Below are 26608 nucleotides of genomic sequence, written 5' to 3' on the forward strand. Positions count from 1 at the left end.
CATTGCTGCCGGGCCTTTGTTCATTTCTGATATCGCTGGCGCCTCAGGCGTCTTCGATGACGCGAACGGCATTGGCCTGTTCGGCCGCGTATTTCTGCACCGCCTCCTGGACCTTCTCGAAGGCGCGGACCTCGATCTGGCGGACGCGTTCGCGGCTGATGTCGAACTCGGAGGAGAGCTCTTCCAGCGTGACCGGATCTTCCGCAAGGCGGCGAGCCTCGAAGATGCGGCGCTCACGGTCGTTCAGCACGCGCATGGCACGGCCAAGCATCGCACGGCGCGTTTCCAACTCGTCCTGCTCGATGAGCGTCTGTTCCTGGCTGTCGTGGTCGTCGACAAGCCAATCCTGCCACTGGCCGGAATCGCCTTCCGACGCCTTGATGGGCGCGTTCAGCGATGCGTCGCCGGACAGGCGGCGGTTCATCGAGACCACTTCTTCCTCGGACACTTTCAGCTTGGTCGCGATTTCCTTGACCTGATCGGGACGCAGATCACCATCGTCGATGGCCTGGATCTTGCTCTTCATCCGGCGCAGGTTAAAGAACAGGCGCTTCTGATTGGCGGTCGTGCCCATCTTCACGAGCGACCACGAACGCAGGATATACTCCTGAATCGACGCCTTGATCCACCACATGGCATAGGTTGCCAAGCGGAAGCCACGTTCCGGATCAAACTTCTTGACGGCCTGCATCAGGCCGACATTGCCCTCGGAGACGACTTCGCCGATCGGCAGGCCGTAGCCGCGATAGCCCATGGCGATCTTTGCCACGAGACGAAGGTGGCTCGTCACGAGCTGATGGGCGGCGTTGCGGTCGTCGTGTTCCTGATAGCGCTTGGCGAGCATGTATTCCTGCTGCGGCTCAAGCATCGGAAATTTACGGATTTCGTCGAGATAGCGGTTGAGACCACCTTCTCCAGACGTGATAGACGGCAGTGTATTGCGGGCCATTCAGCACCCCTTTCTGAGACGGCTTCCATTGAGGCAAGCCTTGGTATGGAGCTTGATCCTGAAACAGGCTCCCCGTCAGCAACCACGCTCCCTGTGGGACATGGCGTCCCCACGATCCTAAAGATAGGTATGGCGAAACAATGGTTCAAGACGCCGCACGCTTCACGGCTGCGTGAAGGCGGCGATGACGGACGGCTTTGCGCACCCTGCTCAAATGGTGAGCAGGGCCGGGAAATCAAGGGGTATCGGCTTCATCCATACCGCGCAGCGCGTTGATCAGCTGCTCCATGTCTGCAGGCGGCGGCGCTTCGAAATGCATGGTTTCGCCAGATGTCGGATGCTCGAACTGCAGCATGAAGGCATGCAGCGCCTGCCGGTGGAAACCGTTGACGACGGCACGGGCCTTTTCGGGCAGCAGGTTGGCCTTGGTGCGGAAGGCCGCTCCATATTCGGGATCGCCGATTAGCGGATGGCCGATATGGGCCATATGCACGCGGATCTGGTGCGTGCGGCCGGTTTCCAGGTGGCATTCGACGAGAGAGGCGAGGCTGGTCGCCGCCTCTGTCTCCATGTAGCGCTCGACCACCGTGTAGTGCGTGATGGCCTCGCGCGCGTCATCGGCGTCCTCGCGCTTGACGGCGCGCTTGGTGCGGTCGTTGCCTCGGCCGAGCGGAGCGTCGATGGTGCCCTTGAGCTGGCGAGGGCGACCCCAGACGACGGCCTGATAGGCGCGTTCCAGCGGGCCGGAGCGGCCATGATCGGCGAACTGGTCCGAGAGATGGCGGTGGGCGGCATCGTTCTTGGCGGCGACCATAACGCCGCTCGTTTCCTTGTCGAGCCGGTGCACGATGCCGGGACGCCGCACGCCGCCGATGCCGGAAAGGCTCGTTCCGCAATGGGCGATCAGCGCATTGACGAGCGTCCCGGTCCAATTGCCGGCGCCGGGATGCACCACCAGTCCGGCCGGCTTGACCAGCACGATCAGGTCGTCGTCCTCATAGAGCACCTCAAGGGGAATATCCTCGCCCTTGGGTTCGGGATCGCGCGGGGCGGGAAGCGCCAGCTCCACCACGTCGCCCGGCTGGATCTTGCGCTTCGGCTCCGTCGTGACCTTGCCGTTGACGAGTGCTGCGCCTTCCTCGATCAGCGCCTTGATGCGGCTGCGCGAAAAGTCGCCAGCAAGGGTGGCGGCCAGCCACGCATCGATGCGTCCCTCGGCATCTTCGGGCACGGTCAGGACTTTTCTTGTGGCGTCGGCTTCTTTAAAGGGGTCGGTCATCGTTCAATTATACTCATTGCCGGAAGGGCGCCGCCATGTCCAACATCGAAAACGACGATCAGGAAGACAAGCCGCTCGACCCGGTCATGGAAAACGTCCGCCGCAAGATGATGCGCCTGCAACTGATCTCCGGCGGCATCATGTTCCTGATGTTCCTGGCGGTGCTTGCTGCCATTGTCTATAAGATCAACACGCGGGATGGCAAGCCGGAAGCGGTGGCGACGTCAAGCGGCCTGTCCGTTCCGAGCGATGCGCCGGTCAAGGCGACGGCGGTGCTGCCCGATGGATTTGCGGTGTCGGCCGTATCGCAATCGGGTGGCCAGATTCTCTTCTACGGTGTCATGCCGGGCGGCGCGCGCAAGGCGCTGGTGTTCGATATCGCGGCCGGCCGCATCGTCGCCGAGATCGACGTGACGGGCAACTGATCCGGTATGGCCGCCGCACCGGTCCGCATCGACGATCCGGCTGATCCGCGTATTGCCGGCTTTGTCTCCATCCGCGAGCGTGACCTGACGGGCCGTGAGGGCCTTTTCATCGCGGAGGGCACGGTGGTGCTACGCATGCTCGGCCAGCCCGCAGCGCTGGCCAACGGTTTTGCCGCCGAGTCGATCCTGCTTCTGGAAAATCGCCTTTCAGGCGTTGCAGATATCCTGGCTTCATTTCCGGACACCGTGCCGGTCTATGTCGCATCTCAGGTGGTGTTCGATGCCGTCGCGGGCTTCAACATGCATCGCGGTGTGCTTGCCCTCGGCCGCAAGCCGCCGGTAGAGCGGACGGCCTCCCTCATGGATCGCCTGCCGGAGACGAGCCTGGTGCTTGCCGGTTGTGGCCTCTCCAACCACGACAATGTCGGATCGATCTTCCGCAATGCCGCCGCCTTCGGGGCCGACGCCGTGTTTCTCGACGAGACGTCCTGCGACCCGCTTTATCGCAAGGCCATCCGCGTCTCGGTCGGCTCCGTGCTGAGCGTGCCGTTCTCGCGCGGGTTTGCGGCTCAGGTCATGCTGGAGCGGCTTGCGGCGGCAGGTTTCGAGATCTGGGGGCTTTCGCCGCGCGGTGCGGTGTCCGTGTCGGCCATTCCGGCGGCGCGACGTATTGCGCTGGTGCTGGGCACCGAGGGGGAGGGGTTGCCGGCCAGTATCCTCTCGTCCTTCCGCACGGCCCGCATTCCCCAGCGGCCGGGCCTCGACAGCCTGAATGTCGCGACGGCCAGCGGCATCGCACTTTACCAGATTGCTCTTGCTATGGGGCGTGTCGGCTAAGGGGCCGATCAGCCCTCGTCGCTGCCAAGCCGTTCGCGGACCCGGCCTGCCAGGCTTCTATCGTCGCCTTCAAGCGAAGGGTCAATCGTTGCGAGCAGGTCGTGGACAGGTGAACTGGCGCCTTCGCGCGCGGCTGTCAGCACGATCATCTTGCTGGCGAGATCCGCCATTTCCTCGCGAAGCGCCGCGTCGTTGCCGCCGTTGCCGGCAGCCATCAGCCGCTCCGTCAGTGCGGTGCCCTGGTTTCGGACTTCCTCTTCCAGCGTGGCGATATCGACCGGCGGTGCCGACTTGGCCTTGGTGGGGCGACGCGGCGTGATCCTGTTGGCGGCGATGGTATGGGCAAGCCCCGTGGTGCGCGCGGCCTTGGCCGCTTCCTTGTTTTCCGCTGTCAGTGTCTTCACCTTGTCTCGAAGGCGATCGATTTCGGCAATACGCCGCTCGATGGCATTGTCCTTGTCGGCGCTGCCGGCAAGCTCGCGTGTCAGCCGGGTTTCCAGCTGGCGCGAGCGGCCCTCTTCGCGCGACACGCGAAGCTCCAGCGATTTTGCCTTCTCGCCCACCGTCTTAAGGTCGTCGCGTGCCTTGTCCCGCTCGTCCTTCAGATTTGTGATGCGGCTCTTCAAGGCCTCGATCGTGGTGTCGCGGGTAGCGAGGTCGATTTTCATATTGTCGATATCGGCTTCGAAATGCGCGATCGTAGCGTTGAGGCGTTCGATATCGGAAAGCCTTGCGCGGATCTCGCGGTCGGCATTGGCAAGGGCGGCGCGCAGTTGCTCGCTCTTCATCTCCTCACGGCGAAGCGCCGAACGCATGTCGCCGGCCTCGATGTTCATGTCGGCGATCTGCGCGTGCAGCTCGGCATTTTCCGTGCCGACGGCGGCGGCATCGGCAAGAAGCTTTTCGCTGCGGACCATCTCCTGGGTGCGCTTTTCGCGTTCACGGCGCACATTCTGCGCCAGCCGGGCATTTTCTGCGGCAAAAGCAGCGCGAGCCATGTCTTTCTGCGCGCGCACTTCCTGCGGGCTGAGCGGCATGGTGGCGCGCATGCGGTCTTCGGTGAACTTTACGACGCGCTTTTGAACCGCCGGCGCGACAAGGAGGCCGGTCAGCGTGGCGGCGAGGAAGCCGAGCGCGAAGAGAAGGGCATACTCGATCACGGATCTACCTAACAGGCGCCAAACGGAAGCCCGGCGCGGGACCGGGCGACTGCACTATAGCGGTTCACCCGGATTTGCGGGAGGGGCTGTCCCGGCGAAATCAACTTTCGGTTAACCAGACGGGCCGGGACAGACTTTCATTCGATCAGAAGGGGTTCCAGGTCGGCTGGCGTGTCAGTTTGAGATAGCCGGCATTGATGCCGATTCGTGCGCCGACGCCGGTGCGGATCGGCACCAGTACGATATCGCGGTTGACGTTTACCTGCATGCCAACGCCGGCGATGACATAGGCCGAGCCCGAAACACCGCCGAAACGGTCATAAAGGGCGTTCACGTCAGGCAGATTGTAGACGAGCATCATCGTCCGGCTGCCCTGGCCGCCCCAGTCGAGGCCAAGGGACGGGCCTTGCCAGAAAACCGGATGCTGGCCGGCATTCTTGGTGTTGAGCGTGCCTTCGCCATAGGTCAGGCCGGCAACGAAAGCGCCGGATCCTTCCTGGCCGAGGATGTAGCCGTTGGGCAGGCCATAGGATTCGAACGCGCGTTCCACCACCTTGGCCAGTCCGCCAGAGGCCTCACCGAAGAAACCGTGTCCAGCATCGATGATTTCCTGCATGCTGTACTGATTCGATTGCTGCGCCGCGGCTGGTCCAGCGAGGACGATTGCCACGGCCGCCGCCGTCACGATCCTGAACGCCGCGGTGAGGAGATTTGAACCAATCATATCCCGTTCGCCTTCCTTTTGTTCTAGGCTCCGTTCCATGCAGCAATTTGATCCGAGGGTATTAACAATCGGTTTACCAAATGTGGTGTCATTATGGCTGTCTTTAAATGGAGCACGCCTCGCGCAATTCAGGCGTGCTATGCGTCGCGCGGAATGAATCCGCGTGCGCCTTTAACAAGGCGTCCCGCGATGAATGAATGCGTGGATCTGGGAGAATTTTATGGCGAAAAATCCGAACCTTACGCTGACGGGCCCCGATCTGGCAGCGCTTCTTTGCAGCCGTGTCTGCCATGACGTCATCTCGCCCGTGGGCGCGATCAACAATGGGCTCGAACTGCTCGATGAGGGCGGCGCGGACGCCGAGGCGATGGATCTTATCCGTGCCAGCGCGCTCAACGCTTCAGTCCGGCTGAAGTTTGCCCGCCTGGCGTTCGGTGCCTCCGGCTCCGTCGGCGCTTCGATCGATACGGGCGAAGCCGAGAAGGCCGCCCGCGATTTCGCCGTTGCCGAAAAGAAGACGGAAATCACCTGGACGGGCCCGCGCGCCATTATCCCGAAGAACAAGGTCAAGCTGCTGCTGAACCTGTTTCTCGTGGCCTACAGCGCTATACCGCGCGGCGGTTCGATCGATATCAGCCTCGAGAACCCTGAGACCGACGCGGTCTTCAAGCTCGTGGCCAAGGGCCGCATGCTGCGCGTTCCGCCGAAGTTCACGGAACTCCTGTCCGGAACGCCGGGAGAGGCGGTCGATGCGCACTCGATCCAGCCGTATTATACGGTGCTGCTGGCCGACGAGGCGGGGATGGAACTCGCCGTGGAGCCGCGCGAGGACGAGATCGTGTTCTCCGCCCGCTCGATGGTCGCCCCTGAATGATCCGTGTCGGCGGCTGTGGCGTTAACCATGGCCGCTAACGCTTTGTTTGCCAGCCGTCGGTAAGCTGCACCTGTATCGTTCCTGCCTGATGGCGGGAGACCTAGGAGCAGATAATGCAGCGGTTGATGATCGCCGACGGTTCCGATGTCGTCCGGAAGGTCGGCAAGCGTATTCTTTCAGGTTTGGATTTCCTCGTCCTTGAAGCGTCCAGTGCGCTTGAAGCGCTGGTTCGCTGCGAGGCGGAACTGCCCAACATCCTCATCGTCGATTCCACCATGGATGGCGCGCTCGAGTTGATCGGCAATATCCGCAACCTGCCGCAGGGCAAGTCCGTGCGTATCTTCTATTGTGTGGTCGAGGCCGATCTGAAGAAGATGATGATGGGCAAACGCGCCGGCGCCGACGACTTCCTTCTCAAGCCCTTTGATCGCAAGATCCTGACGCAGGTCTTCGGCAGCCTTTCGCTCGCTGCCTGAAATAGAACGCCACAACGACGGACTTCCGCGACGCGGCCGCTCCCCGGAGCCGGCCGCGTTCTGCTTTTTGCAACATCGGCGGCAATTTGGAATCGCGCAAAAGAAAACCCGCCGGCAAGCGGCGGGTTTCGAAATACGTGAGCGGGGAGGGGTATCAGGCGCTTTCGGCGTAGTCGCCATCAGGCTCGCGCAGCACATAGCCGCGGCCCCAGACAGTCTCGATGTAATTGGCGCCGCCGGCGGCGTTTGCGAGCTTCTTGCGCAGCTTGCAGATGAAGACGTCGATGATCTTCAGTTCCGGCTCGTCCATGCCGCCATAGAGGTGGTTCAGGAACATTTCCTTGGTGAGCGTCGTGCCCTTGCGCAGCGAGAGCAGCTCGAGCATCTGGTATTCCTTGCCCGTCAGGTGCACGCGCTGGCCGCCGACTTCGACGGTCTTGGCGTCGAGGTTGACGATAAGCTCGCCCGTCGAGATGACCGACTGGGCATGGCCCTTGGAGCGGCGCACGATGGCGTGGATGCGGGCGACCAGCTCGTCCTTGTGGAACGGCTTGGTCATGTAGTCGTCGGCGCCGAAGCCCAGGCCGCGCACCTTGTCCTCGATGCCGGCCATGCCGGAGAGGATGAGGATCGGCGTCTTGACCTTGGACAGGCGCAACGTGCGAAGAACTTCGTAACCCGACATGTCGGGCAGGTTCAGGTCAAGCAGGATGATGTCGTAATCATACAGCTTGCCCAGATCCACGCCTTCCTCGCCGAGGTCGGTGGTGTAGACATTAAAGCTTTCGGACTTCAGCATCAGCTCGATGCTCTGCGCTGTCGCGCTATCGTCCTCAATGAGTAGAACCCGCATATCTGTCCCCTTTTCCGCCGCTCAAGGTATCCTGGCCCCCTACGCGATACGGATCCAGTCGTTGCCTGATTTGGAGGCTGCCACGAAATGGTTAACAAATCCTGATTCACTTTGGCAAGGTGTATCGATCTGTTAATTATTTCGGGCAGTCCCCTGATTTTTCATATGAATCAGAATTGTGACTCTTAACATACAAAGTGAAGAAACACAGCTAACCGACTCTTTAGACTCGTCAATGCGGAACATGTCGTTTTTTGCGAACCGCATTTACCGGGCCTTAAACCCTGGTCCCTATGATTAACGATGCCCGTAAACGAAAGGTTACCAGCGGTAGGATTTCATTAATCTCGCTGAATTTTTTTTAAGGTCCGGCACTCTGGCCGGTCTACGGGTGGAATGACGGTGCGCGGCGCGTGGTGATTCACCATGGTCCGTGTGCCGATTTGGAGTGCCGGTGAGCGGTCGGATGTGTTTTTCGGCGATCGTTCACTTCAATGCCGGGGTCTCGCTATCCACGGGAGTATTGCGTATGAAGTCGCGTGAGAGCCTAGTTCGCCTGAAGGAATTTCAGGTCAAAGACAAAAGACGGCAGCTGGCCCAGCTTCAGTTGATGATGTCCGAATTCGAACGGATGTCGAAGGAACTGGAAACCCAGATCGCCATCGAAGAGAAGAAATCCGGGATCACCGATCCCACTCACTTCGCCTATCCCACCTTTGCCAAGGCAGCACGGCAGCGCTCAGACAACCTCCAGGTCTCCATCCGGGAATTGAAGGTTCAGCAGGACGCCGCCGAACTTTCGCTGGAAGAGGCGGAAGCGGAGTTCGCCAAGGCGGCGGCGCTCGAAGAGCGCGACAACGCGGTGCGTCTGCGCGCCTGAGGACAAGACCTCTGAAGACCCCTCGCGAGTGGCCGCAAGACCGCTCACGAGGGTTCTTGGCGTTTTTCAGGCGTTGACAACGTCCGACCACTCCTTGTGGCGGAGCGACTGAGCCCGGAAGAACGGGCAGAGCGGCATGATCTTCCAGCCGCCCTTTCGGGCTTCCTCGACGGCGTGCGCGGCGAGCGCCTGACCGACGCCTTTGCCGCGCAGCGCATCGGGGACGCCGGTATGATCGATGATGACGAGCTGCGCCGATGCGCGGGAATAGGTCATTTCCGCTTCATGCCCCTCGACGATGGTGTAGTAGCGGCCCTTCGAGCCGGTGTCTTCGTGTCGGATGTCCATGATGATGCCCTCGCTTTTTTTGCGTTGGCACCATCCTTTCCTCTTCCGGGCAAGACGGCAAGCTTCGCTGCGGTGAACAGTTCGTGCTGCATCCGGATGCGGCGGGTGTTATCGAAGGCAAATCGAAAACGCGAAACCGCCCATGATTCTCGTCGTGCCTGTTCTCCTGGTTCTCTCAGCGATGTCGCTCGCGCTCGGCCTCGTCCTGCCCCTCGTGCATTTCAAGAAGCTCTACTTCTTCAACGAAACACCGTCGCTGATCGACATCGTCGTTTCTCTGTGGGGGCAGGGGAGTGGTGGCCTGGCGGTGCTGATCGCCCTGTTTTCCATCTTCTTTCCGGTGGTAAAACTGTGTGCGATCGCGCTGGAAGCGACGGCTCCCGCCTTCGCCAGCGGCAAGGCGACCTGGCTTTCGCGTCTGCTGCCGGTGCTCGGAAAATGGTCGATGATGGATGTCATGCTGGTGGCGCTGGTCATCGTCGCGGCGAAGACGAGCGGCATGGCCTCGGCGTTCACGCAGCCGGGCCTGTGGTTCTATGCGGCTTCCGCCATTATTCCAGGCATTCTGCAAATGACGTTGCGGCCGCATTGAGCGGCCGCTGGTCGGTCTTGACGAATGATGGGATCGCCTAGTGGCGGTACTGCTGGATGCGCGTGGTGCGCAGGCCGGCAAGGCCATGGTCGTTGATCGAGGACTGCCAGGACAGGAACTCTTCGACCGTTAGCGTGTAGCGTTCACAGGCTTCCTCGAGGCTGAGCAGTCCGCCACGTACGGCGGCGACGACTTCTGCCTTCCGGCGAATCACCCAGCGCCGTGTATTGGCAGGCGGCAGATCGGCGATCGTCAGTGGGCTGCCATCGGGGCCGATGACGTATTTAACGCGGGGTCGTATCAGATCGGTCATTGTACTCTCTACATAAACGCAAGACCATATGACGGAACTCTAGCCCGCCACATTTAAGATTTGCCTAAGCGCATGCTAACAATTTTCTAATCTTTTGAGCGGCTTCGCGACCGCAGCACCCCTTGGGAATGCTTCACTTTCCGCTCCATAGGGCGGATCGCCCGGCGCATGACCCGCATGGGAGCCATGCAAATATCTCATTTCTATTTTATTCAAATACTGCTAATACGCGGCAAAATTTGGAGGCGGCTATCGGATCGATGCCACCGGAAGCCTCCAGGAAGCACCCAATTGAATACCCTCCGCAAGCTGTTTCCCTTCGGGAGATGGCTTTAAGCGGCGTTTTTAGTCGCCGTCTGAACGCCGGGTGCTCCTGAAATTTTCCGGACCGAGAATACACCCGAGCCCGGCGCTTGAGCGCCGGCGTTGGAAACGGAAAATGAGAGACCCAGACAACATGCTCATGCGGCAGGGTTGGTCACCTGAATTTCTGGCCGCAGCTAACATCGAGACCGTGCAGACCGAATACGAGGTGCTGCACCTCATGCGTCAGTGTGCCAATCACTTCTCCTTCAGTCACTTCCTCGTGACGCGCTTTCCCGCGAATGCCCAGCAGCGTTTTGCCGAGCGCCTGATGGTCAGCAACTGGCCGGCCGACCTGGTGCGCAAATACGATGCGATGAACCTCTTCCACATCAGCCGGCTGGCGCTCGATACCGGCGCCACAAAGCTGCCTGTGCAGGGCGACAGTTCGCTTCTCGCGCCCGCCGACTGGGAAAACACCCAGGCCGGCGAGGCAATCGCGCTTGCCGAAAGCCACGGCCTTTCCACGTCAACGGCGTTCCTTTTGCACTCAACGACGTCGGACCCTTATCTGATGGTGTTTTCCGGCATACGCACACCGTTGTCCCACCCGGAGTTGACGGAGCTGCATTTCGCCGCCCTGCAGCTTTTCGAATGTCTCGAAAAGACATTTACGGCAGCAACAGCCGGACGGGAAAAGCTCTCCAGCCGCGAGGTCGAATGTCTGCGCTGGGCTGCGGCCGGCAAGAGCAGCGACGAGATCGCCGTCATTCTCGGCATTTCCGTCTATACGGTCAGCAGCTACTTCAAGAGCGTTACCCGCAAGCTGAAGGCCGTTAATCGCATGCAGGCCATCGCCATCGCCATGCGCCTGCGGCTCATCTGACGTCGCCTGAGAAAGTGACAAGGGTCGGAAAGACGAGGTTTCGGGCCTTCTCTTGCCCTTGCAGCGGCAAGTTTCTATATGTCGCCCGAAAGGCGCTCTGGCTTGACGGCGCGCCGCAACGGCCGGTTTCGGCCCCAGGACAAGGTGTCCGGTGACAAGGGTCCCGCGGCACCGGAACGGACCTCGCGTGAACAGTCTCGATTTCGATCGCAAGCCGGAAGATACCCGCGTCGTCGTCGCCATGTCCGGCGGCGTTGACAGTTCCGTCGTGGCCGGCATCCTGAAACGCGAGGGCTATGACGTCCTCGGCATCACGCTGCAGCTCTATGATCATGGCGCGGCCGTGCATCGCGCCGGCTCCTGCTGTGCCGGCCAGGATATCGACGACGCGCGCCGGGTGTGCGAAACTCTGGGCATTCCCCACTACGTGCTCGACTACGAGAAGCGTTTTCGCGAGACCGTGATCAATCCCTTTGCCGAAAGCTATGTCGCCGGCGAAACGCCGATCCCCTGTGTTGCCTGCAACCAGACGGTCAAGTTCGCCGATCTCCTGGCGACCGCCAAGGATCTCGGCGCAGACGCGCTTGCAACGGGGCATTACATCCGCTCGCGCCCCAATCCCGCGCCGGGTGCCCCGGAGCGCCGCGCGCTCTATCGCCCCGTGGATGCGGAACGCGACCAGAGCTATTTCCTTTTTGCCACCACGCAGGAACAGATCGATTATCTGCGCTTTCCGCTCGGCCATCTCTCCAAGGCCGAAACCCGCGCGCTGGCCGAAGAGATGGGCCTTGTCGTCGCCAAGAAGGCGGATAGTCAGGACATCTGTTTCGTTCCGCAGGGCAAGTATTCCGACATCGTCAACAAGCTGAAGCCGAATGCCGCTCTGGCTGGCGATATCGTGCATATCGATGGCCGCCATCTCGGTCGCCACGACGGTATCCTGCATTATACAATTGGCCAACGCCGCGGCATCGGGGTGGCGACCGGCGAGCCGCTCTATGTCGTTTATCTCGACGCGCGCTCGCGGCGTGTGATCGTCGGCCCGAAGGAAGCGCTTGAAACGCGGCGGCTCTATCTGCGTGACATCAACTGGCTGGGGGACGGTAATCTCGATGCCGTGGCCGCTGGCGGCTTCGATTGTTACGCGAAGGTCCGCTCCACGCGTCCGCCGCGCCCCGCGCGCATTCAGGCAAATGAAAGCGGTATCTACGTCGAACTCGAAGAAGGCGAAGCCGGCGTTGCCCCAGGGCAGGCCTGCGCGCTTTATTCGGGCGAGGGCGAGGATGCGCGCATCTATGGCGGCGGCTTCATCCAGCGTTCCGAGCGCGAACCCGCGGCCGAAGAGGCGCTGAAGCGCATCCTGTCGACCCCGGTTGCCGCCTAGCGCCAAGCACATGCCAAGGCCCTTGCGGACAAAGCGATTTTTCCTGCGAAGGTCGCTTGACACCCGCGGGAACAGCGCCTTATAAGCCGCGCACCGGACGCGAACGCACATCGTTGTCGATCGTCCCTTCGGGCGGCGGAGTAGCTCAGTAGGTTAGAGCAGAGGAATCATAATCCTTGTGTCGGGGGTTCGAATCCCTCCTCCGCTACCATCGAATTTCCCAAATATATCAGATCAGGAATGCACTGTAGCTCGCCGCGAAGTTTCGGAATTTTGACACGGAAAATCGGAATTATCAGATTTCTGGATCTGTCTCAGGTGTCTGTTCTGAAGGCTCGAGGAGCCCTTTAAGGGAAAGGCTACTTGTCATTTTCACGACGACGGCCGCTAACTCTTCGATCTCCAGCGCATGAACGCGGGGGGTGTTGAAACCCTCCGACCGCTTCAGCGCATTTCCGGCTACGACTACAGCGTTATTTAGTCGCGCAAACTCCCGAGGGTACTTCAAGCTAAAGGATGACCTAAGGTCATTGCTGGACCTTAGCCATTTCGAATTGTTCCTAAGATGTTGGGCGGTTCGGGCTATAAATAGCTCATCCGTCCAGTCTGCCTCGTTAAGCTTAATTTGGAAAACAGGTGTGAGGCCATGTTGTCGTCGATCGCCCAGGGTCGGAAGCCGGTGACGATCGCCTTCTCGATCGTGGCGCGCGTGCGCACCACGTTCACGAACTGCCAGATCGGGTCCTCGGATGCCGTGCGGTTGCCCCAAAGGATGCGGCCATTCGACGTAAACTGGCCGCCGGCGCTCTGGACGATGCGCGACGGGATGAAGGTGGCGATGCCCGCCTCGTTGAGGAGGTTGGCCTCGTGGTCGATCTCGCCGTCGAAATAGGTGATCGGCCGTGAGGTGCCGAGGATGCCGAGCACTTCCTGATTGGACGGCGACCAGTAGGGACCGCCCTTCTTCTTGTCCTTGGCAACGAACATGGCCGCTGCCCAGGGCGAGGCCGGCTTGCTGATGATCGCGCTGCCGTCCGCGACACGCACATAGGGATCGACGAGGTAGGTGAAGCGGGACGAGAAGTCGGCGCGATATGCGAGGCTTGCCTCGCTATCCGGGCCACCCGTGTCAAAGATCGAAATCGCCTTCAGCTTGGCTGCGACACTTTCGACGGCGGCAGCATAAGGGTTCTTCGCATTGGCAACACGCTTGGCCGAATACCCGCCGCCGACGATGAGATCGACCGAGCGGCCGACATGACCCTCGGCATAGCTCAGGGCGTGCACGGCGCGGCCCTGGAAAGGATACGAGCAGGTGAACCACTTACGCGCTCTAGGCATGGTCGCCTCCGGTCGGTTTGCTGCTGGCCTCGTATTGCGTGCGGTTAAGCATTAGGTCGCGTGTCACGGCTTCGTGATCTATGGCGCGCTGCTCCTTGTTCCCAATTTCGGCTGGAGACTTTAAAGTAAATATCGCAGTAATGAGCGAATTGGTGAGTTCAGTTCGCAGTTAAGCGGTGTGCTGGGTGATAATGGGGGTGCGGAAATGTGAACGTTTTTGTGAAAGTTTATGAGAGTGGGATCTTGGTTGCTATCGCCTGTATCCCTCAGATCAACGACTGTATTTCGGAAGGAGATGATGAAACTCTGAGTGCAGAGGCGGTAATTGATAATACGAAATCGATGCTGCGCCGCCACGGTCGATTTTGTGAAGCGGAACTCGACCGTTGTACCTACTCGATATGGCAAATCTCGTAGCTTGGACGGTTTAATCGGAGGATGTCCTCCGTCCGGTTGGTGGCGGGGATACCTGTGTCAGACAACAACGCCAGTTGTGCATTCGTTTCCTGAGTGTGCCGATACCGTCTGTTGTTTAACGAACAGGGAAGCTCTCTCGCATAGGATGTGACCAGTCTATTTGGCCCGTTGCGCATTCGTCGCGCAGGTGTGGCGCGCAACCTGCGAAATGCTTCATGACCGAAACGCCGTTCTCACCCCTCCTGTCGATTGTTTCGCTGTCGGATTTTTCGCCTTTGCAGCGGGAGCCGCAGCGGCCGGTGGAATTCAGGACGGATGACTTCGACCGCAAGTTCGATAGCGATGTGCTGATCTATGACGCGTTTCGCCGGCGGGATGGCAAGGTCGTGCTGCTCGGGCCGCCGCTTTTCAATCTCGAACCGCTGCTGCGGCCCGACAGCGTCCGTGCACTGCCGGGCAATAGCGTATGCGCGTTTCGATACCGCAAGCTCGATCGCCACATGCAGATCATCGTGGAGGCGCCGGCCGATTGTGCAGCGCTTTCGCTCGACCTCGGCGGGCATCGCACCGAGGTGGTCGTCGGGTCCAACCTGTCCGAACGCTTTGCCGGGCGCCGCGTGCTGTTCACGCTGTCGAAGAACAACGATCCCGTGTGGATACGCGACTGGGTGCGCTTTGCGCAGCGGTTCCACGGAGCCGACGCGGTTTTGCTGTATGACAATCTTTCCGATCGGTACGGCCTGGAAACCGTGCGGGAGGCACTCTCCGGCGTTTCGGGTATCGAGAGCGTCGAAGTTTTGTCGTGGCCCTTCAAATACGGGCCGCAGGGGCTGGATGCCTGGCGTTTCTGGGATTCCGACTTCTGCCAGCTGGGCGCCTGGGAACAGGCGCGGTGGCGTTTTCTGGCAATGGCGCGATCCGTGCAGGTCGGGGACATCGATGAACTGGTCTTGTCGAAAACCGGCAAGAGCGTGTTTGCGGCGGCCGAGGATGATCTCTTCGGTACGGTACGCTACCGCGGTCGATGGGTCATCGGGACGGACAGGATGCCGCCGCTCGACACCGCAAGACTTCGCCGGCACGCCGACTACGATACCATACTGCAGCGCCGCGAGCGTCGGCGCTTCGGTTTTCTGCCGCAGGACGCAAATGCCTGCCCGCCGAAATGGACGGTCGTGCCCCGGCGTTGCCCCGAAGCGGCGCAGTGGGGGGTGCACCGCATTGCCAACTGGCTGCCCGCCGCAAGGGTCAGTTCCGTTTTTTCCTATCGCCATTTCCGCGAGATCAACAGCAATTGGAAATATGATCGTCTTGATCGCGATGCCTTCGATCCCGCTCTTCATGAAATCGATCACGAGTTGATCGGGCATTTCGCGCGCTGGAAGGCGGACTGACGTCGACAAGAGCATTTCCAGCCGAAGCGGGGTCGCTCAGGCGTCGGAAATGCTCCTGGATCAGGCCAGTCTGGCCCGCAAGCGCGCCAGCATCGACCAAGCCGTCGCGCGCAGCGAGAGCACGTCGAGCAGGATGGCCGAGAGGCCGTAGGCGGCGATGCCGGCACTGACGGCGATCAACAGCGACAGGGCCGGTCCGAACGGGCTCATCGTCAGCACGGCAAATGTCGACCCGGCCATAATCGCAGTGGCGAGCGTCACCTTGCCGATATCTGCCAATCGAAAGGCGAGCGGCTGGGCCCGGAACGACAGTACATAGCCGAGAACCATGCCGCAGAATTCGGTGAAGACAAGCGCCCAGGCAGCACCCACAAGGCCATAGGCCGGCACCAGGAGGAACATCGCACCCAGATTGATCGCGAGCATTGCCAGCCCCTGGTAGAGCATCAGCGAGGGCTTTCGGCCGAGATGGAAGCTTGCATGCACATATTGCTGGGTGATCGCCTGGAAGAGCCAGGAGAAGGCCAGGATCGGCATAACCGTTTCACCGGCTTCGCGAAATTCAGCACCAAGCATGAGCTGCGAGAGCGGGCGCGCGACGAGCGCCAGCCCCACGACCGCCGGCAGCACGACCGCCAGCAGCAGCTCGGCGCTGCGTTCCAGATGGTGGCGGGCGGCAAGCGCCTCGTCATTTGCCAGCAGGCGCGCGGCGACGGGAATTATCGCCGAGCCGATGGCGATAGACGGGAAGAGGATGATCTGCCGCACGAGATCGGCGACAGCACCGTAGGTTCCCGCTCCGGCTTCGCCCAGATAGGCGAGGATGATCAGGCGGTCGAGCAGCGCATGCAGCGCGAAGGCACCGCCCGAAATGGTCATCGGCACGCCAAACTGCACGAGATTGCGCAGGATCGCGTGGTCGAAGCCGCGGCGCGGCCCACGCCAGACGCTTGGCGCGGAAACCAGTGCCGCCAGCGCATAGCCCAGACAGATGCCGACCAGAAACCCTTCTCCGCCGTAACCGGCAAGCACGAAGACCATGGAAAGCGCGAAAGAGGCGACCGAACGCAGGATGACGGCGCGCGCGTAGGACCCCGCTTCCTGCCGGACCCGGAAGATATCCTGACCGAATTCGAAGAAGGCGAGGAGAAAAGCCACGAGCACCGCAAACGCGCCCTGCCAGAACGGTACATTGGCAAGGAGGGAGGCGATGCCTGCCGTGACCGGCGCGAGGAGCAGCAGGCCCAGATAGCAGATGAGCGCGGTGCCGCGCATGTCCGTTTCCGGCCCGCCATGATTGAAACGGACGACGGATAGCCGGATCCAGGAAAAGGCGATTGCCGAGATCACGCCGGCAAGACCCATGATGACGACGTAGAGGCCGTATTGATCGGGCGTCAGCAGATGCGTGAAGACGACGATGGACAAGAAGCCCAGGATCGCCGACACCATATGGGCCGCGAGGTATGTGGAAGCCTGCCTCAACATGCCTCAGGCTCCCGCTACGGCCTGCTTGATCGTCCGCATCATCGGCTTTTCCCTGTAGTTCTCGTCCAGAGGCAGCGGGCGGTTGGCGTATCCGTCCGAGCGCTTGTACCAGATGGGAACCCAGGTATAGCGGTCCGTTATGCCCCAGGTCAGGACAGCCGTCGGCCGCGTGACGTCGAGAATGGCGCCCAGCAGGGCGCCGACGCGCTTGGCGGCGATCGCATCTCTCTCCTTGAAATCAGCGGGAAGCTGGTCGTCGATGACGTCGAGTTCCGTTACCAGCACGTCGAGGCCGAGATCCTTGACGTCGGACACGAAACGCGAAACCTCGTCCTTGTCGATCTCCTCGTTACCCGGAAGGTGGGCCTGGAAGCCCAGTGCCTGAACGGGAACGTCGCGGTCGCGCAATCGGCGCAAAAGATCGAGCATCGCCCGGCGACGCGCGCTGGACTTCGCTGTTGCGGCCTCAAGCCCGTAGTCGTTGATGACGAGCTGGGCGTTCGGGTCGGCGGCACGGGCGGTGTGGAAAGCGAGATCGATATAATATTCGCCCAGGCTGGACGACCAGACGGATTCGCGCAGCCCGACGCGCGGGCCATCATCCGAAAGCGCCTCGTTGACGACGTCCCAGCTCGGGACGCGGCCCTTGTAGCGCCCGACGACGTTTTCGATATGCGTCATCAGCTCCCGGCTCGTCTCGGCCTCGCCCTTCAGTTGCAGTGCCCAGTCGGGCATGGCGGCATACCAGGCAAGCGTATGGCCGCGCATCTTCATGCCGTTGGCTTCTGCGAAGGCGATGAGGCGGTCAGGCTGATCGTAGACATATTGAGAAGGAGAAGGGCGCAGGTCTGCCCATTTCAACCCGCCTTCGCCCACGACGAGATGGCAGTGTTCGATCAGCGCCTTCTGGTAGGCAGCGTCCGTCTGGAGCGGCCCGTCATTGACGGCGGCGCCAAACGGAATGGAAGAATGCGATTCGGCAGCGGCCCCTTCGAAGAGCCCGCGGGTCCACAGTGCCAGACCAGCGGCACCGGCCGCCGTGACGAAGTCTCGTCTGCGCATTCAAGCCACACTTTCCGTTCGACCCGCGGCGCTTCATGCGCGGAAGGCTGCGCCAGCGGGGCTGGCTTGTTCCCGCAATCATAGGGGCGAGGGGTAATTGCAACGTTAAGAGTAGTCCTTAACGCGTTCTTCAGACGGCAAATCTACAGTCGGGGCATCGTCGCGATCCCTGCATCGGTCGCGCGCGGCTCGATTTCGCGGATAATGCAAATGAACAGCACACCTCTCGACAGCAACGTGGAAGCCGTCGTCTGTATCCCAACCTTCCGCCGTCCGGCCTGGCTGCGCCAGACACTCGAATCCGTGCTTTCGCAGAAAACCGATTTTCCTTTTGCCATCGTTGTCGTTGACAATGATGCGGCCAATCCCGCCGGCCACGACGTGGCGAAGGCAATGCTCGAGACATCCGGTATTGCCTCAACGCTGGAGATCGAGCCCTCGCAGGGTAATTGTTATGCGATCAACCGCGCTTTTTCTTCTGCACTCCAACACTATCCGTCGGCGCGCTGGTTTCTGATGATCGATGATGACGAGATCGCAGAGGCTGGTTGGCTGCAACATATGGTGGCTACGGCGCGCCGCAACGACTCCGATATCGTCGGCGGCCCCGTCACGCGGACATTCGAAGAGGATGTGCCCCCGTCCATCCGCAACCATGCGATCTTCGGCTCCATCGAAGGAGAGACGCGTCAGGTGGAAATGATCCACGGGTCGGGCAACTGCCTGATCGCTCGCCATGTTTTCGAGCGCTTCGGAGCGCCGTTCTTCGATTTGCGCTTCAATTTTCTCGGCGGGGGCGACATGGAATTCTTCACCCGCTGCCGGCTGGCCGGCTACAAGACCTGGTGGTGCGCCGAGGCGATCATCCATGAGACGGTCCCGTCCGATCGGTCCAATCCGAAGTGGCTGATGCAGCGGTCGATGCGCATCGGCAGCATTAACTTCGTGATCGATCGGCTGCATATGGGTGCCTTCGCCGGCGTGAAGGTGTTCGCGAAGAACCTCGTCAGCCTCAGCCTCGGCGTCGTGCGCTCGCTGGCTATCCTCGTACGGACCGGCGAAATCGTTCCGGCAACCCATCCGTTGCTGATGTCGGTTGGTCGTATGGCACCGCTTCTGGGGCTCACCCCCAGCCCGTATCAGGCGAAGGCCTGACGTCAGCCGCGACGCGCGGGCTTGCCTGCGGCGGGCAGCGCGTCGTTTTTTGCCAGCGTTGAGCGGGCCTGCAGGCCGAGACCGAAGACGCTGAGCAGGATCGTGAACCAGACCGGCCCGGTGTTCACGTAGAAAGCACTTTCGAGGCACGACAGGAAAAGGCCGAAAAGCCAGATCCGCAGGAAAAGCCGGGTGAGGCGGATGTCGTTTTGGGTTTCAAGGGCTGCCGTCGCATTTCGCAGCGGCGAATAGACCATCCAGATCAGGGTCAGGATCAGGCCGGGCACGCCGGCATTCACCATGGCCTCAACATAGGCGTTATGGGCGTTTGCGGCCGTCACGGCCCAGGTTTCGAGGGCCGCGTCGCTATCGAACAGCGCCTGGGTCTGCCAGAAGGACTGGAAGCCGTAGCCGAGCAGCGGACGCTGTTCGATGGCGTCAATGGAGAGCCGCCAGATGGAGCTGCGGTCCGTGAAGGTCGCGTCGACGCCGAGGCTTGTTAGCGTGTCCGCAACCGTAGGCGATAATGCCGAGCCGAGGAGGATGGTGTTGGCGACGATGAGGATGCCCCACACCATCAGTCCGCGAACCCGTCTGAAGCGCTCGAAGGCCCACGCGACCAGCAAGGTGAAGGGCACCATGATTGTCGAGGTCTTGCCGCCGGAGAACAGGACGAAGAGCAGCGCGCCGATGGCCAGTGTCCAGCCCAGGCGTTTCGATCCGGTAGAGGCGATATAGAGGCCGATGAAGACGGCCATCGCCATGGCGGCAGCGGTGATGTTCTTGTGGCTGTAGATGCCGCGCCAGCTGCCGGCAAGCGAGGCTTCTAGGCCATCCGTCGCCTGGTGGATGGCCCGCACCGGCAGCGCGATGACCCCTATATAGGAAAGGCCGACGACGATGCTGACGATGCAGGCGAGGGTGAAGGTAAAATCCGCCTGGTTGCGCGGCACGAGCAGGAAGGCATTGGCGCAGAAGCAGACGATGACCACGAACATCATGCGCCGGAAACCGGCCGCAGGGTCATTCCCGAGCAGCGCCGTCGCCGTGAACCACAGGAGAATGAATGTCAGGAGAAGACGTTGCTGGAAGATGAGCTTCCACGCCCTTGTGGCCGCGAGGCTGGCGAGGATACCGCCCGCCATGAGCAGTACGATGATCTGATTGAGCGCACTGGAGCTTGCGCCCCATCCGGTGTCCGAGGTCAGTTCGGACATGTCGGGCAACGGCGAAAGCGTGATCCAGAAGTAGGCCATCACGATGAACAGGATGGGCTTGACCGAGCGGCGGCTGGCGGAAGACTCGTGCTCAAAAGGCTTTATAACGGCGGTCGTTGCCATACCGGCCTTCCGCGACATCACCCGGCCCTGCGCGGCGAAAGGCTTCGCCACAGGCCGAAGAGAATGGCAACGCCTGCGCCGGCGATGAACCCGGCCATCAAGCCGGCAGCGAGGATAATGACACCCCGCGGCGGATAGCTACGATGGATCGGTGGCATCGGCTGGGTCACGACACGCACGTTGGTCGCATCGATGCGCTGGCGCTGCGCGGCCTCGCTGGCGCGGTTCATGTAGCTTTCGTATACGGAAGACTTCGCCTGCGCCTCGCGCTCCAGCTGGCGCAGCTGAAGCTGCGCTTCGGATTCCTTGAAGACGACGGACTGGGCGGTGCCGAGCTCGGCGTTCAGCCGGTCATAGGCGCCCTGTGCCTGCTCAAGCTCGGCCTTGCTGGACTGGACGACACGCTGGATTTCGGCCTGAATCTGCGCCTGGATCGCATCGGCGCGTGGTTTCAGGGCGAGAAGGCTCGGATGACGGGGGCCGAGAACCGCGGATTGTGAGCGGATCTGCTGCTGGATCAGCGATTTCTGCGTCAGCAGGGCGGTCATCGTTTCCGACTGGGCGCTTGCAGCGTTGAGGCGGCTCTCTGGATCGTTCGAGGTCAGGTCCTTGTGGCGGGCCTGTGCAAGAATGAGCCGTGCGCGCGCATCGATAACCTGGCTGTTGACCCGGGTCGCGCTGGTCGAGCTTGCCAGCTCGCCGGCGCTTGATCGCAGGCCGTTTTCGCGCTTGAACGTCTCCACCTTGGCTTCGGCTTTTTCCACTTCGACCTTCAGGTCGTCGATGCGGGCCACAAGTGCTCTGGCGGCGCGGCCGGCGCCTTCGACCTGGGCATTGCCCAGTTCGTCCTGGAAGGATTCGATCAGTTTATTGGCGATCTCGACGGACTTGTCCGGATTTCCGCTCCAAACGCTGAGGCTGACGAGGAAGGAGCGCGTGTCGCGCCGCGCGTCGATGCGCTTTTCAAGCGCAGCAAGGGCATTTCGATCCGCGTCCGATGCCGGCTTTCCACCAAACTCCGGGTCTTTTGCCAGGTCGAGGCTCGTCACCACGCGTTCCAGGACATTGCCTGACGTGATCAGGCGCAGCTTGCTTTCGACGGCAAGCAACTGCGAGTCGCGTTGTGCGTTCTGCGAAAAGATGTCGTCAGCCACAACGTTCAGATCCGTGGGCTCGACCAGCAGTTCAGCATAGGTTGTGTAGCGCGGCGGCGTGATCTTGAGAAAGGCAAAGGCTGCGACACCGCCGACGACGACCGTCGCAAGGATGATCAACTTGTAGGCAAGAAGCCATCCGAAAAGATTGGAGACTGTGAAGAGGTCCAGCCAGCTGGATGTGCCTGCCGTTTCTTCTTCCCGCGCATCGCGGTCAGCGGAGTAGCGAGACTGGGCTAGGTTGTAATCGTTCGTAGCGCTGCGTTTGAGATAATCGCGGGCGCTCACCCGGGGTTTTGACGCGTGAACGGCGGCGACCGGCGGCGATGCGCGCAGCCGCTTCCTGTGTCCCCGGTCCGGGTGATCGTCAGTGTACATTCTCGAGCTCGCAGCGAATCCACGCTCGTTTAGAACAAATCAACCTTAACAGCCGATTAAAATGCCACTTCGACGGGAGCCCGGAGTGCGTAAATCCGGTCGCCGTTGCGCGCTGGAGTGTCGCGCTGCGGTGCGCTGAAACTGAGGGTTTCTTAACTGTAATCCCAGTTTGCCGCCCCCAAAGGCCGCTGCGGCATTTCCCATTAACGGGTGTTTTCGAACTTTCCATCTAGGGTTTCGTCGAATTCTACGGAGGCACACCGTCCTGCGGCCCGCGTCATGGGTGCGGGCGAGGGCCGGGGTTTGGTTGAGACGATGAACGCGCCTGTACACCACAGAATGGATTTACCGCTGGCAGTCGACCTGGACGGGACACTGGTCTCGACGGACATGCTGTGGGAAACCGTCTTCCTCCTCCTGAAGAAGAACCCGCTTTATCTCTTCCTGTTTCCCGTCTGGCTGTATTCCGGCAAGGCGCGACTGAAATGGGAAATCGCTAAGCGCGTTACCGTTGATGCGAGCCATCTGCCCTATCGTAAGGACTTCCTTGCGTTCCTCCGGCGCGAGCATGCAGCGGGACGGCAGATCGTACTGGCCACTGCTTCGGCCGAGCCGATCGCCCGGGCCGTTGCAGATGAGCTGAAGCTTTTCAGCGCTGTTTATTCGACAAGTGCGGGAAACAATCTTTCCGCCAAACGCAAGGCGTCTGCGCTTTGCGCTGCCTATGGCGAAAAGGGCTTCGACTTTGCGGGCAACGACCGCGCCGATATTCCGGTGTTCGATGTCGCGCGCAGCGCCATCATCGTTGCGCCCGATGTTGCCGCTGATCGTTATCAGAAGCGTCACGGCACCCAGCGCTTCGATTCCCATAAAGCGAGCCTGAAGACTTATGTGAAGATGCTGCGGGTGCATCAGTGGCTGAAGAACCTGCTGGTCTTCGCTCCGGCCGTGCTGGCCCATACGATCGCCTATTCGGAAACGATCATTGCCTCCTCCATCGCCTTCCTGGCGTTTTCGTTCTCCGCGTCGGCAATCTATATCCTGAACGATATCATCGATCTGCCGCTCGACCGCCGCCACCCCACCAAGCGCAACCGGCCGTTTGCCTCCGGCGCGTTGTCCATTCCGTTCGGGCTGACCATGTCGGCATGCCTGCTGCTTGCCGCAGCATCGCTTTGCCTCCTGCTGCCCGCCGCCTTCGCTGCTGTCATCGGAATCTATCTGATCGCCACGACGGCGTATTCGTTGTCGGTAAAGCGGATGCTTCTGATCGACGTTCTGTGCCTGGCCGGTCTTTACAGCCTTCGCCTGCTGGGCGGAAAGGCCGCGACCGAACTGCCGCTGTCGTTCTGGCTCGTGGCGTTCGCCCTGTTCTTCTTCCTCTCGCTTGCCCTCGTCAAACGCTATGTCGAATTGCAGGTCGCAACCGTTGACGAGCGAGACAGGATCGCAGGCCGTGGCTATCGCCCGGAGGATATCCAGGTGGTTGGACAGGCCGGCGTGTCATCCGCTTTCGCGGCAGCCCTCGTTCTGTCGCTCTACATCCAGTCGCGGGAAACTGCCGAGCTTTATACCCAGCCGTGGCTGATCTGGCCGATCGTGCCCATCGTTCTCTACATCATCGTGCGTGTGTGGATCCTCGCGCATCGCCGCGAGATGCATGACGACCCCGTCGTCTTCATCGCCACCGACTGGCGCAGCCAGGCCTTTATTCTCCTCGGCGCATGCCTGCTTCTCGTTGCGAGTTTCATATGATGCGGGGAGCTTTCGACAGCTTCGGTCGCGTGAACCGGCATGAAAGACAGGGCCTCGCCCTCGATCTCGCGCTGAACGGTTTGCTCCGCCGGACGGGCACGCTTCCGAGCCTGCTCGCCTATGGCAACGGCCGCTCCTATGGAGACAGTTGCCACAACGACACGGGTGCTCTCGTTGCGATGCGCTCGCGACACGCGATCATCGATTTCGATCCGGCGACGGGCCTCATCGAGGCGGAGGCGGGCGTGAGCCTTGCCGAGATCATCGCGCATGCGGCCCCCTCCGGCTACTTCCTTCCGGTGACACCCGGCACGCGCTTCGTGACGCTGGGCGGCGCGATCGCCAATGACGTGCATGGCAAGAACCATCATGTCCGCGGAACCTTCGGCTGCCATGTCGAGAGCCTGGAGCTCCTGCGCTCCGACGGGGTCGTCCATCACTGCTCCGCGTTGGAAAATGCCGGTCTCTTCGCGGCCACCATTGGCGGCATGGGCCTGACCGGTCTGGTGCTGAGCGCTAAGCTTCGCCTCATGCCTGTCGGCTCGCTCGATATCGAGGAACGGATCACCGCCTTCGCCAATCTCGACGGCTATTTCGATCTGGCCGAAGCCGCCGATGCCGAAAACGAATACGCGGTTGCCTGGGTGGATCAGCTCGCCGCAGGTGCTTCGGCGGGTCGTGGTGTGCTGATCACCGGCAATCACGCGCGGAACGGAAACTTCAAGACAGATGACAGGGCGGCGCGTCTGAGCGTTCCGTTCGACCTGCCGTTTTCCATGCTCAACGGGCTGAGCCTGCGCCTGTTCAACGGCGCCTATTTCCATGCCAAGAAGCGCAAGGAGGCGCCGCATATCAGTGGTTACGGCGCATTCTTTTACCCGCTCGACGGTATCGGGGGCTGGAACCGGCTCTATGGCCCGGCCGGTCTCTACCAGCACCAGAGCGTCATTCCCTTCGATGCTGCGCGTGCGGTCATCCCGGCGATGCTGGCTGCCAGCCGCACGGCCGGCCATGCCTCGTTCCTGACCGTGCTGAAGCGGTTCGGAACGGTGCCGTCGCCGGGCCTGCTGTCCTTCCCGCAGCCCGGCTACACGCTGACGATGGATTTTCCCAATCGGGGTGCTTCGACCCATGCCCTCCTCGAAACACTTGACCGGATGACGGTGGCCGCCGGCGGGCGGGTCAATCCCTACAAGGACGGGCGGATGAGTGCCGCAACCTTCCAGGCCGGGTTTCCGGAATGGACGGCGCTGGAAAGCATGCGCGACCCTGCCTTCTGCTCGGATTTCTGGAGGCGCACCGCACTGACGCTACAGGGTCGCGATGATACCGCCGGCCGCAAGGACACATGAGGACACCATGAAGTATATTCCGTTCATCCTGTTCACGGTCATGACCAATGCGGCGGCGCAGCTGCTTTTGAAATACGGCATGATCACGCTCGGCCCGCTCAGCTTCTCATCGGAATCGTTGATCCAGAAGATTTTCCAGATCGTGTTCAATCCGTGGGTGTTCGCGGGGCTGGCGATGTTCGTGATCTCCATGGCCTCGCATCTCTATGTGCTCTCGAAGGTCGACCTTTCCTTCGCCTACCCGTTCCTCAGCCTGGCCTATGTCGCAGTAGCACTTTGCGCCTGGCTGCTGTTCAAGGAGGAACTAGGCGCGCTGAAGATTGCAGGCATCGCCTTCATCTGCGTCGGCACGATTCTGATTGCGCAGAGCGGCAGCAAGCCGGCCGAAACCGAGACGGCGGCGGCGAGCTACAAGCTCAACAAGACCTGACATCGATCCAGAAACAAGAACTCCATCAGATAAGACAGGGATAGGACCATGAAACACATTATTTTCGGCGGTGACGGTTTTGTCGGGCGCTACCTTGCACCCCGCTTGCTCGCCGACGGCCATGAGGTCGTGGTTGCCGACATCGTGAAGAGCGATCTCGCTCACTATCGCGACGTGCGTTTCGTGGAGACCGATGTCACGGACCCGGCGTCCATCGCCAAGCTCGGAATCGGCGCCGACGACATGGTCTACAATCTGTCCGCCAAGATGCTGTCGCCCATCCAGGTGCGCGCCAAGCGCCACGATTTCTTCTTCCCGGTCAACTATTACGGCACGGAGAACATCATCAAGGCGATGGATGCGGCGGGTGCGAAATCGCTCGTGCACTTCACCACCGACATGGTCTATGGCCACACCTATACCTGGCCGCAGACGGAGGATCACCCCTGCGCGCCGCTGGGCGAGTACGGCCTGTCCAAGCTCAAGACGGAGGAACTGGCGGCCGACTGGCGCCAGCGCGGCATGAACATCTCGCTCTTCCGCCCGCGTCTCATTATCGGTCCCGGCCGCCTCGGCATCCTGTCCAAGCTGTTCAAGCTGATCGACAGCAACCTTCCGGTGCCGATGATCGGCTCTGGCAAGAACCCATACCAGTTCATCTCGGTGTTCGATTGCGCTTCGGCGGCGCATGCCGCCTTCAAGGCCGGCGTGCCGAACGAGGTCTACAATCTGGGCTCGCTCAACCCGCCGCCGGTGCGCAAGCTGCTCGGCGACCTGGTCAAGCATGCCGGCTCGAAGTCTATCCTGCTGCCGACGCCCGCCTGGGCGGTCAAGCAGGTCCTCAACATGCTGGATCTCGTCAACATGCCGCTGATGGATCCCGAACAGTATCTCATCGCCGACGAGATGTGCGTTCTCGACGTGTCCAAGGGCGAGCGGGAGCTCGGTTGGGTGCCGCAGTACCGCGACGAGGACATGCTGATCGCCGCCTATACGGAATATCGCAAGAAAATCGGCGGCAGCGTCGAGGCCCATGTCGGCCAGTCCAAAGCTGCCTGA

25 protein-coding genes, 1 tRNA gene and 1 pseudogene are annotated in these 26608 nt (G+C 61.2%); 15 read left to right on the forward strand and 12 right to left on the reverse strand.

The window, feature by feature from the left end; genetic code table 11:
- Positions 1 to 43: 43 nt before the first annotated feature.
- Positions 44 to 949 carry an RNA polymerase sigma factor RpoH gene (rpoH, locus tag MNR02_RS03705; RefSeq protein ID WP_241602148.1) on the reverse strand — a complete coding sequence of 302 codons (906 nt, stop codon included), beginning with the start codon at positions 947 to 949 and terminating at the stop codon, positions 44 to 46.
- Positions 950 to 1184: 235 nt separating this feature from the next.
- Positions 1185 to 2228 (reverse strand): RluA family pseudouridine synthase, encoded by a 1044-nt coding sequence (locus MNR02_RS03710; protein ID WP_241948126.1) that lies wholly within the window; start codon positions 2226 to 2228, stop codon positions 1185 to 1187.
- A gap of 35 nt (positions 2229 to 2263) precedes the next feature.
- Between MNR02_RS03710 and MNR02_RS03715 the strand changes: the two genes are divergently transcribed.
- Together MNR02_RS03715 and MNR02_RS03720 are read left to right on the forward strand one after the other, a co-directional pair.
- Positions 2264 to 2653 (forward strand): hypothetical protein, encoded by a 390-nt coding sequence (locus MNR02_RS03715; protein WP_241602151.1) that lies wholly within the window; start codon positions 2264 to 2266, stop codon positions 2651 to 2653.
- 6 nt (positions 2654 to 2659) lie between these two features.
- Positions 2660 to 3490 (forward strand): RNA methyltransferase, encoded by an 831-nt coding sequence (locus tag MNR02_RS03720; RefSeq protein ID WP_241948127.1) that lies wholly within the window; start codon positions 2660 to 2662, stop codon positions 3488 to 3490.
- Between the two features lie 8 nt (positions 3491 to 3498).
- Here the strand turns inward: MNR02_RS03720 and MNR02_RS03725 are convergent, their stop codons facing one another.
- Complete coding sequence (locus MNR02_RS03725) at positions 3499 to 4650, reverse strand: hypothetical protein (RefSeq protein WP_241948128.1); 1152 nt, start codon at positions 4648 to 4650, stop codon at positions 3499 to 3501.
- A gap of 145 nt (positions 4651 to 4795) precedes the next feature.
- Entirely contained in the window at positions 4796 to 5374 is a 579-nt protein-coding gene (locus tag MNR02_RS03730) for a DUF1134 domain-containing protein (RefSeq protein WP_241602163.1), read from the reverse strand.
- A gap of 220 nt (positions 5375 to 5594) precedes the next feature.
- Between MNR02_RS03730 and chpT the strand changes: the two genes are divergently transcribed.
- Both chpT and MNR02_RS03740 read left to right on the forward strand, forming a co-directional pair.
- The gene (chpT, locus tag MNR02_RS03735) at positions 5595 to 6248 is read left to right on the forward strand and encodes a histidine phosphotransferase ChpT (protein WP_241948129.1); all 654 of its coding nucleotides are present in this window, start codon (positions 5595 to 5597) and stop codon (positions 6246 to 6248) included.
- Positions 6249 to 6361: 113 nt separating this feature from the next.
- Positions 6362 to 6724, forward strand: coding sequence for a PleD family two-component system response regulator (locus tag MNR02_RS03740; protein ID WP_241602172.1), 363 nt, complete (start codon positions 6362 to 6364; stop codon positions 6722 to 6724).
- 154 nt (positions 6725 to 6878) lie between these two features.
- Here the strand turns inward: MNR02_RS03740 and ctrA are convergent, their stop codons facing one another.
- Positions 6879 to 7577 carry a response regulator transcription factor CtrA gene (gene ctrA / locus MNR02_RS03745; RefSeq protein ID WP_018327818.1) on the reverse strand — a complete coding sequence of 233 codons (699 nt, stop codon included), beginning with the start codon at positions 7575 to 7577 and terminating at the stop codon, positions 6879 to 6881.
- Positions 7578 to 8106: 529 nt separating this feature from the next.
- Here ctrA and MNR02_RS03750 point away from each other — a divergent pair.
- Positions 8107 to 8457, forward strand: coding sequence for a flagellar export protein FliJ (locus MNR02_RS03750; RefSeq protein WP_134650592.1), 351 nt, complete (start codon positions 8107 to 8109; stop codon positions 8455 to 8457).
- Positions 8458 to 8523: 66 nt separating this feature from the next.
- On the opposite strand, the gene MNR02_RS03755 is transcribed toward MNR02_RS03750, so the two are convergent.
- Positions 8524 to 8805 (reverse strand): GNAT family N-acetyltransferase, encoded by a 282-nt coding sequence (locus tag MNR02_RS03755; RefSeq protein WP_241602175.1) that lies wholly within the window; start codon positions 8803 to 8805, stop codon positions 8524 to 8526.
- Positions 8806 to 8947: 142 nt separating this feature from the next.
- Between MNR02_RS03755 and MNR02_RS03760 the strand changes: the two genes are divergently transcribed.
- Positions 8948 to 9397 carry a paraquat-inducible protein A gene (locus MNR02_RS03760; RefSeq protein WP_241948130.1) on the forward strand — a complete coding sequence of 150 codons (450 nt, stop codon included), beginning with the start codon at positions 8948 to 8950 and terminating at the stop codon, positions 9395 to 9397.
- 37 nt (positions 9398 to 9434) lie between these two features.
- Here MNR02_RS03760 and MNR02_RS03765 read toward each other — a convergent pair whose 3' ends face one another.
- The gene (locus MNR02_RS03765; protein ID WP_023515011.1) at positions 9435 to 9710 is read right to left on the reverse strand and encodes a DUF1153 domain-containing protein; all 276 of its coding nucleotides are present in this window, start codon (positions 9708 to 9710) and stop codon (positions 9435 to 9437) included.
- Positions 9711 to 10149: 439 nt separating this feature from the next.
- On the opposite strand from MNR02_RS03765, the gene MNR02_RS03770 reads away from it, so the two are divergent.
- The 3 genes from MNR02_RS03770 to MNR02_RS03780 all read left to right on the forward strand — a co-directional run bounded on the left by MNR02_RS03770 (position 10150) and on the right by MNR02_RS03780 (position 12494).
- Positions 10150 to 10899 carry a LuxR family transcriptional regulator gene (locus MNR02_RS03770; RefSeq protein ID WP_241602181.1) on the forward strand — a complete coding sequence of 250 codons (750 nt, stop codon included), beginning with the start codon at positions 10150 to 10152 and terminating at the stop codon, positions 10897 to 10899.
- Positions 10900 to 11140: 241 nt separating this feature from the next.
- Complete coding sequence (mnmA, locus tag MNR02_RS03775) at positions 11141 to 12283, forward strand: tRNA 2-thiouridine(34) synthase MnmA (protein WP_241948816.1); 1143 nt, start codon at positions 11141 to 11143, stop codon at positions 12281 to 12283.
- A gap of 134 nt (positions 12284 to 12417) precedes the next feature.
- A tRNA-Met gene (locus MNR02_RS03780) sits at positions 12418 to 12494 on the forward strand.
- Positions 12495 to 12928: 434 nt separating this feature from the next.
- Here MNR02_RS03780 and MNR02_RS03785 read toward each other — a convergent pair.
- A pseudogene (locus tag MNR02_RS03785) lies at positions 12929 to 13570 on the reverse strand (phage tail sheath family protein); the annotation flags it as partial.
- Positions 13571 to 14427: 857 nt separating this feature from the next.
- Between MNR02_RS03785 and MNR02_RS03790 the strand changes: the two are divergent.
- Positions 14428 to 15435 carry a hypothetical protein gene (locus MNR02_RS03790; protein ID WP_241948131.1) on the forward strand — a complete coding sequence of 336 codons (1008 nt, stop codon included), beginning with the start codon at positions 14428 to 14430 and terminating at the stop codon, positions 15433 to 15435.
- A gap of 60 nt (positions 15436 to 15495) precedes the next feature.
- On the opposite strand, the gene MNR02_RS03795 is transcribed toward MNR02_RS03790, so the two are convergent.
- Both MNR02_RS03795 and MNR02_RS03800 read right to left on the reverse strand, forming a co-directional pair.
- Positions 15496 to 16923, reverse strand: a complete 1428-nt coding sequence (locus tag MNR02_RS03795) for an oligosaccharide flippase family protein (protein ID WP_241948132.1) — start codon at positions 16921 to 16923, stop codon at positions 15496 to 15498.
- A gap of 3 nt (positions 16924 to 16926) precedes the next feature.
- Positions 16927 to 17985, reverse strand: coding sequence for an endo-1,4-beta-xylanase (locus tag MNR02_RS03800; RefSeq protein ID WP_241948133.1), 1059 nt, complete (start codon positions 17983 to 17985; stop codon positions 16927 to 16929).
- 210 nt (positions 17986 to 18195) lie between these two features.
- Between MNR02_RS03800 and MNR02_RS03805 the strand changes: the two genes are divergently transcribed.
- The gene (locus tag MNR02_RS03805) at positions 18196 to 19140 is read left to right on the forward strand and encodes a glycosyltransferase family 2 protein (RefSeq protein ID WP_241948134.1); all 945 of its coding nucleotides are present in this window, start codon (positions 18196 to 18198) and stop codon (positions 19138 to 19140) included.
- Positions 19141 to 19142: 2 nt separating this feature from the next.
- Here MNR02_RS03805 and MNR02_RS03810 read toward each other — a convergent pair whose 3' ends face one another.
- A complete protein-coding gene (locus MNR02_RS03810) occupies positions 19143 to 20480 on the reverse strand; it encodes an O-antigen ligase (protein WP_241948135.1) in 1338 nt (445 codons plus the stop codon).
- Between the two features lie 17 nt (positions 20481 to 20497).
- A complete protein-coding gene (locus MNR02_RS03815) occupies positions 20498 to 22012 on the reverse strand; it encodes a GumC family protein (RefSeq protein ID WP_241948136.1) in 1515 nt (504 codons plus the stop codon).
- Positions 22013 to 22327: 315 nt separating this feature from the next.
- Between MNR02_RS03815 and MNR02_RS03820 the strand changes: the two genes are divergently transcribed.
- The 4 genes from MNR02_RS03820 to MNR02_RS03835 are packed head-to-tail and all read left to right on the forward strand — an operon-like array spanning position 22328 to position 26608.
- Complete coding sequence (locus tag MNR02_RS03820; RefSeq protein WP_241948137.1) at positions 22328 to 23767, forward strand: UbiA family prenyltransferase; 1440 nt, start codon at positions 22328 to 22330, stop codon at positions 23765 to 23767.
- Positions 23767 to 25119, forward strand: a complete 1353-nt coding sequence (locus MNR02_RS03825) for an FAD-binding oxidoreductase (RefSeq protein ID WP_241948817.1) — start codon at positions 23767 to 23769, stop codon at positions 25117 to 25119. Before MNR02_RS03820 ends, MNR02_RS03825 begins: the two co-directional genes overlap by 1 nt.
- A gap of 7 nt (positions 25120 to 25126) precedes the next feature.
- Positions 25127 to 25549, forward strand: a complete 423-nt coding sequence (locus MNR02_RS03830; protein ID WP_241948138.1) for a transporter — start codon at positions 25127 to 25129, stop codon at positions 25547 to 25549.
- Between the two features lie 48 nt (positions 25550 to 25597).
- Entirely contained in the window at positions 25598 to 26608 is a 1011-nt protein-coding gene (locus MNR02_RS03835) for an NAD(P)-dependent oxidoreductase (RefSeq protein WP_241948139.1), read from the forward strand.

It is taken from the genome of Shinella sp. H4-D48 (assembly GCF_022637395.1).
GTDB classification, from domain to species: Bacteria; Pseudomonadota; Alphaproteobacteria; order Rhizobiales; family Rhizobiaceae; genus Shinella; species Shinella sedimenti.

What these genes read in the sequence shown, in the direction of transcription:
- rpoH (WP_241602148.1), bottom strand. Translation starts at nt 949, where the DNA reads ATGGCCCGCAATACACTGCCGTCTATCACGTCTGGAGAAGGTGGTCTC.
- MNR02_RS03710 (WP_241948126.1), bottom strand. Translation starts at nt 2,228, where the DNA reads ATGACCGACCCCTTTAAAGAAGCCGACGCCACAAGAAAAGTCCTGACC.
- MNR02_RS03715 (WP_241602151.1), top strand. Translation starts at nt 2,264, where the DNA reads ATGTCCAACATCGAAAACGACGATCAGGAAGACAAGCCGCTCGACCCG.
- MNR02_RS03720 (WP_241948127.1), top strand. Translation starts at nt 2,660, where the DNA reads ATGGCCGCCGCACCGGTCCGCATCGACGATCCGGCTGATCCGCGTATT.
- MNR02_RS03730 (WP_241602163.1), bottom strand. Translation starts at nt 5,374, where the DNA reads ATGATTGGTTCAAATCTCCTCACCGCGGCGTTCAGGATCGTGACGGCG.
- chpT (WP_241948129.1), top strand. Translation starts at nt 5,595, where the DNA reads ATGGCGAAAAATCCGAACCTTACGCTGACGGGCCCCGATCTGGCAGCG.
- MNR02_RS03740 (WP_241602172.1), top strand. Translation starts at nt 6,362, where the DNA reads ATGCAGCGGTTGATGATCGCCGACGGTTCCGATGTCGTCCGGAAGGTC.
- ctrA (WP_018327818.1), bottom strand. Translation starts at nt 7,577, where the DNA reads ATGCGGGTTCTACTCATTGAGGACGATAGCGCGACAGCGCAGAGCATC.
- MNR02_RS03750 (WP_134650592.1), top strand. Translation starts at nt 8,107, where the DNA reads ATGAAGTCGCGTGAGAGCCTAGTTCGCCTGAAGGAATTTCAGGTCAAA.
- MNR02_RS03755 (WP_241602175.1), bottom strand. Translation starts at nt 8,805, where the DNA reads ATGGACATCCGACACGAAGACACCGGCTCGAAGGGCCGCTACTACACC.
- MNR02_RS03760 (WP_241948130.1), top strand. Translation starts at nt 8,948, where the DNA reads ATGATTCTCGTCGTGCCTGTTCTCCTGGTTCTCTCAGCGATGTCGCTC.
- MNR02_RS03765 (WP_023515011.1), bottom strand. Translation starts at nt 9,710, where the DNA reads ATGACCGATCTGATACGACCCCGCGTTAAATACGTCATCGGCCCCGAT.
- MNR02_RS03770 (WP_241602181.1), top strand. Translation starts at nt 10,150, where the DNA reads ATGAGAGACCCAGACAACATGCTCATGCGGCAGGGTTGGTCACCTGAA.
- mnmA (WP_241948816.1), top strand. Translation starts at nt 11,141, where the DNA reads ATGTCCGGCGGCGTTGACAGTTCCGTCGTGGCCGGCATCCTGAAACGC.
- MNR02_RS03795 (WP_241948132.1), bottom strand. Translation starts at nt 16,923, where the DNA reads ATGTTGAGGCAGGCTTCCACATACCTCGCGGCCCATATGGTGTCGGCG.
- MNR02_RS03800 (WP_241948133.1), bottom strand. Translation starts at nt 17,985, where the DNA reads ATGCGCAGACGAGACTTCGTCACGGCGGCCGGTGCCGCTGGTCTGGCA.
- MNR02_RS03805 (WP_241948134.1), top strand. Translation starts at nt 18,196, where the DNA reads ATGAACAGCACACCTCTCGACAGCAACGTGGAAGCCGTCGTCTGTATC.
- MNR02_RS03810 (WP_241948135.1), bottom strand. Translation starts at nt 20,480, where the DNA reads ATGGCAACGACCGCCGTTATAAAGCCTTTTGAGCACGAGTCTTCCGCC.
- MNR02_RS03815 (WP_241948136.1), bottom strand. Translation starts at nt 22,012, where the DNA reads ATGTACACTGACGATCACCCGGACCGGGGACACAGGAAGCGGCTGCGC.
- MNR02_RS03820 (WP_241948137.1), top strand. Translation starts at nt 22,328, where the DNA reads ATGAACGCGCCTGTACACCACAGAATGGATTTACCGCTGGCAGTCGAC.
- MNR02_RS03825 (WP_241948817.1), top strand. Translation starts at nt 23,767, where the DNA reads ATGCGGGGAGCTTTCGACAGCTTCGGTCGCGTGAACCGGCATGAAAGA.
- MNR02_RS03830 (WP_241948138.1), top strand. Translation starts at nt 25,127, where the DNA reads ATGAAGTATATTCCGTTCATCCTGTTCACGGTCATGACCAATGCGGCG.
- MNR02_RS03835 (WP_241948139.1), top strand. Translation starts at nt 25,598, where the DNA reads ATGAAACACATTATTTTCGGCGGTGACGGTTTTGTCGGGCGCTACCTT.